The sequence below is a fragment of the Lysinibacillus capsici genome (genome assembly GCF_003367505.1).
Lineage (GTDB): Bacteria > Bacillota > Bacilli > Bacillales_A > Planococcaceae > Lysinibacillus > Lysinibacillus capsici.
Map to the genome: position 1 here is coordinate 265,999 of NZ_PXXX01000010.1, position 12,618 is coordinate 278,616.

Here is a 12,618-nt window from a genome sequence, read left to right on the forward strand (position 1 = left end):
TCCTCGCTTTGCTTTCTTTATTGATGGTTTTAACTATAAAGAGACTTTCTTAAAGATTTGCAAGGAGAATTCTTAACTTTTTCTTAATAATTGACATTATTTAGTTAGTAGATCAACACGATCTCATACGGTGAAAACAAAAAAGTCGCTCATTTTCATTCATGAGTGACTTAATTGCTTGATTTCTATATTCATCTTCATTTTTCTTTTTACACTCTTCATCCCTAAATGCTATTAAAATTCAATTTCATTGGTATTGAACTCACACACATTAATTCTATAGATGTAGCCCCCTCCCCATTCTTTCCAACGTTCAAGTAACCGTTTCCCCAAGATGATTGATCGCAATATAATCTTCATTTTTAGCTGTATCAATAGTAATGATCATATTTTCCTCTTTTCTTAACAGCTGTATAAAGGCATGGTCCTTTCTTATACGACTTATTGTAATTTTAATCTTTTACTCTATGTCTTATGATTCCAATATTAATCCCTCTTATAATTAATTGCCCTAAAACATAAAAAAATGAAACAAAGATAATGGCTACATCTCTTCCAAAAGGCTTAAACCAACTTCCATCATCATCTATAAAAAAATGGCCTAACATTAAAGACAAAGCAGTCATCAAAAAATTTAGGACAATGAACAAAGGTAGATGATCATTTCTAGATACTATGCCAACCCCAATAATGAAAAAAAGAAATAACGGAAATAAGAAGCTAGCCTCTTGGTTTGAGAGGTGGCTATTATACTCGTAAAAATGAAATAAAAACGGGAATGGAAATAGCGACAACATACTTTGAATACATCTTTTCATTTCAGCTTCACCTCCACAAAAATATAATATGATTATTTAAGTGTAATTTTACACTAATTATAATCTTTTATCTATAAAAAATAAAATGTATAGGATGGTAATTCTTCTGTATTAACTTCCTCCTGAACATCAGTACAATTTCCCTTAAGATTCATAAAAGATTAAAAGGTACTTCGTTCTAATGACTATTTCCTACATAAAATAGGCATACAATTGCTGCCAATCGAATAGAAACCTATATAGGGAACATTTAGTCATGGGAAAAATAAAGTGGGGTGTGTAAGGATGCTTAAAGTAAATGATACAAAAGAAATGGTACTTGAAATTGTGCAAGATGACCCATTGTTTGTGGCACTGCAACATACACCTTTAGAGGAAAACCTCTATAATGATGGGTATTTAGCAGAGATCGATGAATCGAAACACTATACAATTGCAGAAGTCGCGGGCTGGTTTGATATTACAGACGCCATGCTTCGCTACTATTTAAAACCATTTGAACAGTATATTTTTGACAATGTTTCGCCCAATACAAATAGCAATATTCGTTTAAACCTACCTGCTATATTGAGATTGCGCATGATTTTATTATTGAAGGATGAGTATCGTGTAAGGGGGATTAAATTATTGCTAGGTATTGATGATAACGGTCAGTTGCTGAAACACCAAATTACCGCAACGACCATGGATTCTGAGGATTTATCACATAAAATCGATTTGCTTGGAAACGTCCTACAGCAAATGATTCAAACAGGTCTTTTTCAGATTTTGCCGAATGAAGAGCAAGGGACATTACAAGTTAACATTAATCAGGACTTTCTTGACAAAAACATTCAACGTCTTTCGACCGATTCTATCCTTCAAGTGGAAGAAATTCAAAAAGAAACGTTGGAGCTAAAGCAGGAAAATGAGCATCTACAAAATCAAATTACCGAGCTGCAAGAAAATAGCGTGAAGGACATTGTCCAAAAGATTAGAGAGCGTCATATAGAAAATGAAATCGTTTCTACATTACGTACAGAAGCATTACAGCAATATTCCCAAAATCATAAAGTCGGTTTTTTCACCAAATTTTTCAAGTCCGCACAAATTGAAATGGACAAAGAGCAATTCGTTCTAAGCTATATTTCAAAGCATTTAGAAGAACGTTTAGAAATTGCATTGAACAATTATTATGATAAGTAAACTGAAGCAATGGAGAGCATGAGTGAGACTATTGGAAATGGTCACAATCATGTTCTTTTTTATTTTCCCAAATCACATTGACCACAGTAGTCAATTTCTATATAATGGCATAAAATATGACGGAAAGGAGTAAAAAATTGTATCAAGCTTTTATGAATTTAACCGAAGAAAAGCGCCAAGCAATTATTAATGCTGCCTTAAGGGAATTTTCGCTCAATAACTATGCTACCGCTTCAACAAACAAAATTGTGAGCAATGCCAATATATCAAAAGGCATTTTATATCACTATTTTGGTAGTAAAAAAAATTTATATCTTTTCTTATATGACTATACAACTACTAAATTCTCTGTGGCACTTAATCGCCAAATTGATTTAGCAGAGCCTGATATTTTTAAGCGTTATGAACAGATCATGAAAATTAAAATTGATCTCATGAAGCAATATCATGCGCTGTTTGATTTTTTGAAAAAGGCCTATGCTGAAACAAGCTCTGAGGTACGAGATGAACTAAATCATTACAATGCCGCTTTTCAAAAAAATGCTTATGTAACTGCATTCGAAGGAATTGATACTAGTTTATTCCGAGAAAATTTGGATATAAAAAAGGCAATTGATACTATTCAATGGGTAACAGATGGTATCAGTCATCGTTATGAGGAAAGATTAAAAGCGCATGTAGATAATCAAGAGCTCTTTAATGAATTAATCGAGCAATGCATGGAAGAGGCTAGTGAATATTTTCTATTTTTGAAAACATTATTGTATCAATAAAATGGGGTGAGTGACGTGTCCATGATTGAAGTAAACCATTTAACTAAAAAGTTTGGCGATTTTTATAGTATACAAAATGTTCATCTACAAATTCCAAAGGGTGAAGTGTTCGGTTTTTTAGGACCAAATGGGGCAGGAAAATCCACAACCATACGCCATTTAATGGGTTTTTTACAGCCAACTGAGGGCTCTTGTTTCATTAACGGTTTAAATTGTCGGGAGGCATCTGCAACCATCCAACAAGTTGTTGGCTATTTACCTGGAGAAATTGCGTTTATTGATAAAATGACGGGTAAGCAATTTATTCACTTTATTGCTAAGTTAAGAGGGATGAATGATTACACCCATGCCGAGGAATTAATGCATTTCTTTGAATTAGATACTTCTGGGCTCATAAAAAAAATGTCGAAAGGTATGAAGCAGAAGGTTGGTTTAGTTTGTGCCTTCATGCATCATCCCGAAATTGTCATTCTAGATGAACCTACTAGTGGTTTAGACCCGCTCATGCAAACCAAATTTATTGAATTCATTTTAGCTGAAAAGGACAAAGGAACGACCATTTTCATGTCCTCTCATATGATTGAAGAAGTAGAGAAAACTTGTGATCGTGTAGCGATTATTAATGCAGGTAAAATCGTGGCGACTGAAACCATTACAGATTTAAAGAAACGTAAATCTAAAAAATACATGCTTGAGTTTCAAGATGAGCAAGAGCTCACTCGCTTCCTTGATGAGGAATATGTACTTGAACGTATCTCTTCTACAAAAGTTATGATTACTATAATGGGAGACCTTCAAGCATTTCTCCATACGCTATCTAACTATAAAATTATAGACTTAGACGTTATTTCCCAGTCACTAGAAGATATTTTTATGCATTATTACGAAAGTGGAGGTGCTTAATCATGAATTTTACCTTATTCAAGCATGAGTTATTTGCCTCTCTTAAACTATTCACCATAATTATCGGTGTACTAATGCTATATATTGTCAGTGTAATTTATATGTATAACCCAGAAATGACGGATACACTAAAAAAATTAACAGAAACAATGCCTGAGATGATGGCAGCCTTTGGTATGACCAGCATTGGCGATACCTTGATAGAATTTCTCTCCACCTATTTATATGGATTTTTATTAATGATTCTTCCTTTGGTATTTTCTATCATGTTAGCCAATAAGCTCATCATGGGCTATATTGATAATGGTTCGATGGCATACTTAATCGCTACACCGAATACACGTTTTAAAATTGTCTTTACACAAGCACTATTTTTGATCATCAGCCTTTTTACACTCCTTGCTGTTACTACGTTGGTCATGATTGTCTTTGCAGAAATATTATTCCCTAATGAGCTGGACATAACGGCCCTACTGCTGTTAAATTTCGGGCTATTTTTATTGCACTTTGCCATTAGTGGATTCTGTTTTCTTATGTCTTGCAGCACGAAAGATTTAAGAACATCCTATGCCTATAGTGCTGGCATTCCCATTGCCTTTTATCTGATTGAGGCACTGAGCAATATGGGTGGTTCACTAGACAAATTACAATACATTACAATCTATTCATTGTTCGATTCCGTTCAATTAATCCAACAAAATAGCTCTTGCTGGTGGATGCTAGGTACACTTTTCCTCATTGGCTTGCTTTGCTATAGTCTAGCAATCCGTTTTTTTGTAAAACGAGATTTACATCTCTAATTTCTAGCCGCTACAGATCCAGTGCTGTAGCGGTTTTCATTAAATAGTACCTATTACATTTCCTAAAAAACGTATTAATCGAAAATGTAGAGCGACCATTTCTTCTACTGTTAAGTTCTCGTTCCCCTTGTCCAACCACTCCTGAATGACTCCCAAAATGGCAGATGCTATAAAGGCTTGTAAGTATTGTTGAAACTCTGGATCTTGTGCTTCCTTGCGTATAAGCGATAATCTGTCCAAAATATGACTCCCAAAGATCATTTTCACCTTTTGTGTAAAGCTAGGGCTCCCCTGCTCTCCTAATAACATACGAAAAGCTGGTGCATGCTCTTTTATACACGTTATCACCTTGATAAATGGCTGATAGAGTTGCCCCATTTTTAACGTTTGAAAAGCATCCAACGGCTGAACATGTTTGACATAGCGCTCTAACTCCATTAATAGCTCTTGCTGCAAATCCTCCATCACATCATATTTATCTGAATAATGTAAGTAAAACGTGCCACGATTAATTTCAGCTACAAACGCTAAATTCTTTACAGTCACACGCTCAAAGCCTACCTCCTCTACTTGTTGGATAAAAGCATTTTTAATGGCTTGCTTCGTTTCAAAATTCATTTTTTCATGTACAGACACATATTTCCCTCCATTTACTTAACACTTGCTGATAAACTGTTGATTGTATTTGCTCACATGCTACCGTAAAATTTTTATCAAATCAACATTGTGTTCAGTGAAGGAGTGAGGACCATATGGGCAACCAGGCAATCTCTATTAAGTCTCTCGAAAAACGATTTCAACATAAGCAAGTTATTGCCCCCCTTTCTTTGGATGTTCCTAAGGGACAGTTAATGGGTTTACTCGGTCCGTCAGGCTGTGGTAAAACAACACTAATCAAAATGATTATGGGCATGCTGAAACCTGATAGTGGTACTATTCAAGTATTAGATTTGAATGTTCCTCATAAACAATTATTAAATGACATTGGCTATATGGCACAATCAGATGCACTTTATACAGATTTAACGGGAGAAGAAAATCTACATTTTTTTGCAAAGCTTTATTCACTATCTAAAGCGGAACGAATAGAAAGAGTAGCCTATGCAGCAAGCCTCGTTCGTTTAACAGATGACTTACGACAAAAAGTAGAAAATTATTCAGGGGGAATGAAACGTCGATTATCTCTTGCTATTGCCCTTATTCAAAATCCTAAACTACTCATTTTGGATGAACCAACGGTGGGGATAGATCCTGTCTTAAAAAAGGAAATTTGGCAAGAACTGATTCGTTTAAAAGATCAAGAACAAAAAACCATTTTAGTGACGACGCATGCGATGGATGAAGCGGAAAGATGTGATCAATTGGCCATGCTGAGAAGTGGACATATTATTGCACAGGGTACCCCACAAGAGTTAAAAGAACATTATCAAGCAAAAGACTTTGATGAGGTGTTTGTAAAAGCTGGAGGTGACGTTCAATGAGAATAAGTGCTATCATCACAAGAATCATCCAACAAATGAAAAGAGATAGACGGACACTTGCTTTATTATTTTTAGCCCCACTTCTTGTCTTGTCCTTAATGTATTTTATTTTCAATAGTAATGAGGCTTCCGTCACACTTGTGGTCTCTAATGCGCCCGCCCCATTGATCGACAAATTAAAAGAGACTGATTTTACCATTATCGTGGACAATGATTTTTCAAAAAAACAGCTACAAGATAAAGAGTATAATGGTTGGCTAGCAGTAGAGCAAAATGTTAGTAAGTTAACTTTATTAAATGATGATCCTTCTCTGGCAAAGGCTTTAACGATGCAACTTGCTCAAATCTTACAGCCTACACAAGCCTCTATAGGCAGTATGAAAACGGACTATGTTTATGGTGATCAGGATACGGCTATTTTTGATATATTTAGTCCTATGCTCATTGGCTTCTTTGTTTTTTTCTTTGTTTTTTTAATTACGGGCACTGCCTTATTAAAGGAGCGTACTTCTGGAACATTGGAGCGTTTACTAGCGACACCGATTAAACGTTCAGAAATTGTAGCAGGCTATATGGTTGGCTATGGTTTATTTGCGTTCCTGCAAACAATTATTATCGTCCTGTTTGGTATTTATGTGCTCGATATTGTCCATGTAGGCTCCATCTGGCTTGTCCTACTCATCAATATGATGGTCGCTCTTGTCTCGTTATCCTTAGGTGCGTTGCTATCTAGCTTTGCCGCTTCAGAATTTCAAATGATGCAATTTATTCCGCTTGTTATTGTTCCTCAAGTGTTCTTCTCGGGTATTTTCCCGCTGGATAGTATGGCGGAATGGCTTCAAAACATTGGGCGTATCATGCCTCTATACTATGCTGCGGACGCATTGAATGGTGTGATGTATAAAGGTTATTCACTTTCTGATATTATAGTGAATCTCAGCATTCTTGCTTGTTTTGCCATTGTTTTCATTATGTTAAATATTATCAGTTTAAAAAAATATCGTTCGTTGTAATCAATCCTTAAAAGTTCTGCTATTTAAAAAGCAGAGCTTTTTTATGTAACTGAAATAACTAAAAACAGGAAATATAACCAATTTAATTGAAGTGAATGGTCGATTTTCATTATAATTATTTTATGGAGAAGAATTATCCAAAAATAAAGGTGTGTGAAGATGACTACTATTTTGGAAGTACAAAACATCTGTAAACAATACAATGGGAAAAAAATTTTAGAGAATGTATCGTTTTCAATTGCGTCCAATCAAATCATTGCTCTAGTGGGGAAAAATGGTTCTGGAAAAAGCACTTTACTCAAGATTATTGCAGCATTCATTAAACCAGACAGTGGTTCTATTGTGAAGCATAAAACGTCTTTAAAAGTTGGCTATGTACCAGAAACAACTCCTTCTCATATTTTATTTACGCCTCAAGAATATCTTTATCACATGGGCTGTATACGAGGCATGGCTAAAAAGCAGCTTTTGCAGAAGATAGAAGAATTACTTGAGATGTTTCAACTAAAAGAGGAAAAAGATACAAGGATTGTCCATTTCTCTAAAGGGATGAAGCAAAAGGTGATGATTATGCAGGCGATGCTAGAAGAAACTGATCTACTGATAATGGATGAACCATTGTCAGGACTTGATGCCAAGGCACAAAATGATTTCGAACAAATCTTAGCTAGAGTAAGAAGCAAAGGACTCAGTATCCTCTTAACCTGTCATGAAACCAAATTACTCGAAAACCTTGTAGACTCCGTTTTACTTATTCAAGAGAATACGATCATTCAGATAGAGGGTTTCGATCGCAATCCAACGCATCGATTAATTTTTGAGATTGCTAGCCTATCATTACTCGATGAAATCATACCTTCGATAGAGATTCAACAACAACAACTTTTAGTGAATGGACATTATGAAATAGTGACGATTGTTCCAGCAAAGGATTCAGATCAAATTTTACTGAAATTATTACAACACAATGCTTCAATTAAATATTTAGCTACTGTCCACTACAAAAAAGAACAATTCTCTTCTCATTTTTGAAAGGAGGAATCGAAAAAGATGAGCAGTTTAGTACGTTATCAATTGATAAATTATTTAAGAACCTATCAATACGTTCCACCTTTTACAATCTTCATTCTATGTCTTATCGTTAATTATACTTTTGTCCCTAATCCAATATTAGATAGTTATTCATTTACATCTCTTGTGCTCTTTTTTTTAATGGGCTGGTTTACTGTTACATTATTTCATGCTGAAGATGAAGGACAAAAAATGATTACTACCCTTCATACGAGAAAAACAATAGACTACAATTTAGGGATATTCATCATTTGTGGGCTGCTTGCCTTTAGCCTAAGCTGTGTTTCTGTCATCTATCCAATCCTAATAGAGGCATTTTTTGAGAAGCCCAAACTATTACATATTTTACTAGGTTTCTTGTCTCATTTTAGTTTATCGTTACTTGCCATTGCACTCACTGCTTTATTTACTAGGGAACTCGTGAAAAATAGGCGAAATACGTGGTGGGGTGTAATAGGCATCCTTATTATTTCTGTCGTGATCGCTACTTTAAAAGATTCTATTCTAACTGGACTTCTTTGGTTACTTCCTCCTCTTCATTTTTCATTAGAAATGATGAGTGTGGGCGATCAAATTGAAGTTATACCCAACGTTTTTTATTGGCAATACACATGGATTATAATTTATGCATTCCTTATCATTGTTTTGTTTTTTTTCCTAGTCAACCGAAGAAAATGATTTAGACATCTTACTAAGGAGAGATAGTATGTATGAGCAACGGGAACATCAAAGTACTAATTGTTGAAGACGAAAATGATATAGCTAATATTATAAGGGACTACTTAAGTGTTAATCAGTTCGATTCACATATTGTTCGAACAGGTCATGAAGCAATCCATTATTTGCAAGAATCTAAACCTGATTTCATTATCCTTGATCTTTCTCTACCCGATTGTGATGGCATTGAAATATGTCGTAAAATCCGTGAAAATAGCAATGTTGCCATTCTTATTTTAAGTGCTCGAGGAAGTGATACAGATAAAGTACTGGGATTAGGTTTTGGAGCAGATGATTATATGACAAAACCGTTCTCTCTAAGTGAACTTGTCGCAAGAATTAACGCTCATTTACGAAGACAGGATAGATGGCTTCAGCATAATGGACGGCATATGGGAGGAGATGTCATTCACATAGATAATATGGTCATAAATAAACAGGAATATATTTTTTTACGTGATAGCAAGCCAATACCACTGTCAGCAAAAGAGTTTGAACTGCTATTTTTCCTAGCTAAAAATAGAAATCAAGTTTTCTCTAAAGGTCAGTTACTTGATGCCGTTTGGGGTTATGAGACCTATGGAGATGAAAATACAATTACAGTTTATATTAGAAGGCTTCGAGAAAAAATTGAAGTCAGCCCTTCTCATCCTGTTTATCTTCAAACGGTTTGGGGAGTCGGTTATAAATTCAGTACACCCAATCACTCATAGGAGAATCAAATGTACCTAAAAAATTGGATGAATAAGTGGTTATGGACCCTATTAATCTTTGTTGTATTATTGTTTATCGTTGTCCTTTCACTATACTTTGCAACAGAGACTTCTCAAGAAGAATCACAAGATAAATATGTTATTAATCAAATTCGTTTATCAGTAAATCCATTATTATTGTACATAGAAGATCATTTTCCAAATTTCGCATTAGATTCAGCTGTACGTAGCACGCTACAACAAATGAGTGATGACAAGAATATTGATATTACAGTAGTTCAACTAGATGGAACAGTAAGTTACACTTCAATTAAGAATGATGTTTCAACTACTATTCATATTAAACATGATATACATTATGATTTATTTACCTCACAACAAGAGCCTGGAAAGATTAATATAGCCTTTCCGATTATGAATGGAGAAAGCAATGAACAGATAGGTAATGCTATTTTTTCCCTGAACAAAGACATTCTCTTTCCTTTAAAACAGACTAATTCCAACTCGATTCTTTTATTAGTCTTTATTGGCTTCTTGAGCCTTTTGATCATTTGCCTTGCCCTATTCATAGTAAGGAAAGTTCATAAAGATATTTTAAAGCCTTTAGATGAGCTAAAGGACAACACAGAGGAAATTGTAAAAGGAAATTACGAACAAATTACCATCCACTCGAAAATGGATGAGATTGGTGAATTGTATGCAGTATTTGATCAAATGCGATTAGAGATTAAACAGTTAGCCATCCAGCACAATGAACAAGAGCAAACTCAAAAGAAGCTCATTTCTAATATATCTCATGAAGTGAGAACTCCCTTAACCACAATCAAAGCATATTTAGACGCTATTTCAGAGGGTATTTGTCGAGATGAAGATTCGCTTATGGCCTATATTCAAATCATGCAGTCTAATACGGATAAGATGTCGAGGCTAGTTGATGATTTATTTATTCATACCTTAAAGGAGCTTGGTCATATCCCGATCCATTTAAAAGAACAATATAGCCAAGACGTTCTTACAAACATTCTGAAACCAATTCAATATTATGTCCAAACAACAAATATTCATTTTATAAGACCTACTAGTATTCCTAATGTCCTTATTCTAGTAGATGCTGATCGACTAGAGCAGGTGATCTCCAACCTTATTACCAATGCGTTAAAACATTCTTCTCATGAAGATACCATCACCATTACTACCTATATCGAAAATCAATCACTCTATATCCAAGTAATAGATACTGGTAATGGAATGCTTCCCGAAGATATGCCTTTTATTTTTGAACGTTACTTTAGAGGTCGGCAGCCTGGAAGTGAATCAGTCATTAAAAATGAAGGAGCAGGACTTGGCCTATCCATTTGTCAGCATATTATGGAAGCGCACCATGGGTCCATTTCATTTCATAGTAAGCCTAATGAAGGCACTACCTTTACACTTATACTCCCCATCTCGTAAAAAGACTCCCGTTTTAGGAAGTCTTTTTTTCTTTCAACGTTCTTTTCTTATATGCTAAAAAGAAAGAAAGGGTAAGTATACTACCAAAAAATGAATCGATAATACGGACAACCCATATTCCATAACTTCTTAAAGGAATGCCGTTAATAAGCTGCCATAGACATACATATCCGAGCGTTAAAACAGCTAGTAAACTCCAAAAGATGCGTTTTTTCCGTGGCGATATAGCTGGTATTTTTTTATCTTTGCTTAAAGTTGCTCTGTAATATACATATCCAAAGATTAACACAATGCCAAACAAGGTACTCCCGTATTGTAGAAATTTATAAATCGGTATTTGATAGCCAAAGAAAGTATATGTTTGAGTAAGAACTCGAAGTTTTGTCACCATAAGCCCATTTTGATGTGTAAATGAATCCCATATGACATGTGTTAACATGCCCAGCAATGCAGAGTAGCCAAAAACAAATACTTTCCATATGTTATTTCCTGCAATTTGATGGCTTTCTGTAGCTTGTAAAAACTCTGGTAAATGGCTCATGATTGGCTGTTGGATAAACCGTTGATAAATCAAATAGATGAAAAGAACGAGTGGCAGATTGAATAAAAAGAACCCTACAAAGGTATGACCAATCTCCCCTATCGGCCGACCTCTTAAAAAATATTCAAAATCTGGAGCCATACTTCCTAAAACTAATGCAGAAAAATGAATATATTTACTTTTTCGAGAAAAAGGTAAGACTGCCGCTGGATGAGCAAATGTTAAGGGCATATCTCAAACCTCCTTATTTATTACATCTATTAAATCGCATATTATAACGTTTACTATTAAGAAAGGTTACTCTGTCTGTAAGAATTTATTAATAATTTCATAAGGACTTACTAATAATTACATATTACACTAAAGAAAATGAGTTAAGGAGGCCTTATCATGGAAAAAGAGATACTGATTCGAGCCCAAAATTTATGTAAAACCTATTCAACCGGCAGCGAACAATTCCATGCTATTAAGAATATGAATGTCGACATTTATAAAGGGGATTTCACCGTTATTATGGGGAATTCTGGTTCTGGTAAATCAACGCTTCTTTATCTTTTAAGTGGGCTTGATGCCCTTACAGCAGGTGAAGTTTATTTTCAGGGAGAAAAACTTGATACCTTTTCTGAACGAAAGTTAGCTACTTTGCGTTCACAGAAGGTTGGCTATATCTATCAAAGTAGCAATCTCATTCCAGATATGACGCTACTAGAGAATATTGCTCTTCCTGGATACATCGCGAAAAAAAATAAAAAGGAAGTCATACAAAAAGCGGAGCAACTACTAAGTTTAATGGGACTTGAAAAGCAACGAAATCGATTACCCTCTCAAACATCAGGTGGACAGCAACAAAGAGCTGCCATTGCTAGAGCGTTGGTCAACAATCCTGAAGTGTTATTTGCAGATGAACCTACTGGTAGTTTAAATTTTGATCAAGGTGTAGCAGTATTAGATACCTTAACGAATTTAAATAGAAATGGGCAATCCATTGTCATGATTACACATGATATGAAGGCAGCTTGTCGTGCGAATCGTCTAATCATCATTCAGGATGGAATAATAGATGGGATCTTAAACTTTGAAAAATATGATCATACCAACATACAAGAACGGGAACACATTATCTTTTCTTATGTTGCCGGGAAGGAGTAAAA

Annotated in this window: 14 protein-coding genes; 11 read left to right on the forward strand and 3 right to left on the reverse strand. The window is 34.9% G+C overall.

The genetic code is table 11. From position 1 onward, the window contains the following. Positions 1-452: 452 nt before the first annotated feature. Complete coding sequence (locus tag C7B89_RS23220) at positions 453-818, reverse strand: hypothetical protein (protein ID WP_244205594.1); 366 nt, start codon at positions 816-818, stop codon at positions 453-455. Positions 819-1,103: 285 nt separating this feature from the next. Here C7B89_RS23220 and C7B89_RS08430 point away from each other — a divergent pair, with 285 nt between their 5' ends. The 4 genes from C7B89_RS08430 (at position 1,104) to C7B89_RS08445 (ending at position 4,479) form a co-directional block, all read left to right on the forward strand. Then, complete coding sequence (locus C7B89_RS08430) at positions 1,104-2,003, forward strand: hypothetical protein (protein ID WP_115673484.1); 900 nt, start codon at positions 1,104-1,106, stop codon at positions 2,001-2,003. Between the two features lie 137 nt (positions 2,004-2,140). After that, the gene (locus C7B89_RS08435; protein ID WP_115673485.1) at positions 2,141-2,776 is read left to right on the forward strand and encodes a TetR/AcrR family transcriptional regulator; all 636 of its coding nucleotides are present in this window, start codon (positions 2,141-2,143) and stop codon (positions 2,774-2,776) included. 21 nt (positions 2,777-2,797) lie between these two features. After that, complete coding sequence (locus tag C7B89_RS08440; protein ID WP_244205605.1) at positions 2,798-3,679, forward strand: ABC transporter ATP-binding protein; 882 nt, start codon at positions 2,798-2,800, stop codon at positions 3,677-3,679. A gap of 2 nt (positions 3,680-3,681) precedes the next feature. Beyond that, positions 3,682-4,479 carry an ABC transporter permease subunit gene (locus C7B89_RS08445; protein ID WP_175400711.1) on the forward strand — a complete coding sequence of 266 codons (798 nt, stop codon included), beginning with the start codon at positions 3,682-3,684 and terminating at the stop codon, positions 4,477-4,479. Between the two features lie 39 nt (positions 4,480-4,518). Here C7B89_RS08445 and C7B89_RS08450 read toward each other — a convergent pair whose 3' ends face one another. Further along, a complete protein-coding gene (locus tag C7B89_RS08450; protein ID WP_115673487.1) occupies positions 4,519-5,115 on the reverse strand; it encodes a TetR/AcrR family transcriptional regulator in 597 nt (198 codons plus the stop codon). Between the two features lie 116 nt (positions 5,116-5,231). Here C7B89_RS08450 and C7B89_RS08455 point away from each other — a divergent pair, with 116 nt between their 5' ends. The 6 genes from C7B89_RS08455 to C7B89_RS08480 all read left to right on the forward strand — a co-directional run bounded on the left by C7B89_RS08455 (position 5,232) and on the right by C7B89_RS08480 (position 10,926). Continuing rightward, positions 5,232-5,960, forward strand: coding sequence for an ABC transporter ATP-binding protein (locus C7B89_RS08455; protein ID WP_115673488.1), 729 nt, complete (start codon positions 5,232-5,234; stop codon positions 5,958-5,960). After that, the gene (locus C7B89_RS08460) at positions 5,957-6,973 is read left to right on the forward strand and encodes an ABC transporter permease (RefSeq protein WP_115673489.1); all 1,017 of its coding nucleotides are present in this window, start codon (positions 5,957-5,959) and stop codon (positions 6,971-6,973) included. The genes C7B89_RS08455 and C7B89_RS08460 overlap by 4 nt, the downstream gene beginning before the upstream one ends. Before the next feature lie 159 nt (positions 6,974-7,132). Beyond that, on the forward strand, positions 7,133-8,005 hold the full coding sequence (locus C7B89_RS08465; protein WP_115673490.1) for an ABC transporter ATP-binding protein: 873 nt from the start codon (positions 7,133-7,135) through the stop codon (positions 8,003-8,005). An 18-nt stretch (positions 8,006-8,023) separates the two neighbouring features. Beyond that, the gene (locus tag C7B89_RS08470) at positions 8,024-8,722 is read left to right on the forward strand and encodes a hypothetical protein (protein ID WP_048391214.1); all 699 of its coding nucleotides are present in this window, start codon (positions 8,024-8,026) and stop codon (positions 8,720-8,722) included. Positions 8,723-8,754: 32 nt separating this feature from the next. Continuing rightward, entirely contained in the window at positions 8,755-9,474 is a 720-nt protein-coding gene (locus tag C7B89_RS08475; protein WP_115673491.1) for a response regulator transcription factor, read from the forward strand. Between the two features lie 9 nt (positions 9,475-9,483). Continuing rightward, the gene (locus tag C7B89_RS08480) at positions 9,484-10,926 is read left to right on the forward strand and encodes a sensor histidine kinase (RefSeq protein ID WP_115673492.1); all 1,443 of its coding nucleotides are present in this window, start codon (positions 9,484-9,486) and stop codon (positions 10,924-10,926) included. 13 nt (positions 10,927-10,939) lie between these two features. On the opposite strand, the gene C7B89_RS08485 is transcribed toward C7B89_RS08480, so the two are convergent. Beyond that, positions 10,940-11,698, reverse strand: a complete 759-nt coding sequence (locus tag C7B89_RS08485) for a DUF4184 family protein (protein ID WP_115673493.1) — start codon at positions 11,696-11,698, stop codon at positions 10,940-10,942. 159 nt (positions 11,699-11,857) lie between these two features. Here C7B89_RS08485 and C7B89_RS08490 point away from each other — a divergent pair, with 159 nt between their 5' ends. Then, the gene (locus tag C7B89_RS08490) at positions 11,858-12,616 is read left to right on the forward strand and encodes an ABC transporter ATP-binding protein (RefSeq protein ID WP_115673494.1); all 759 of its coding nucleotides are present in this window, start codon (positions 11,858-11,860) and stop codon (positions 12,614-12,616) included. Positions 12,617-12,618: the final 2 nt, after the last annotated feature.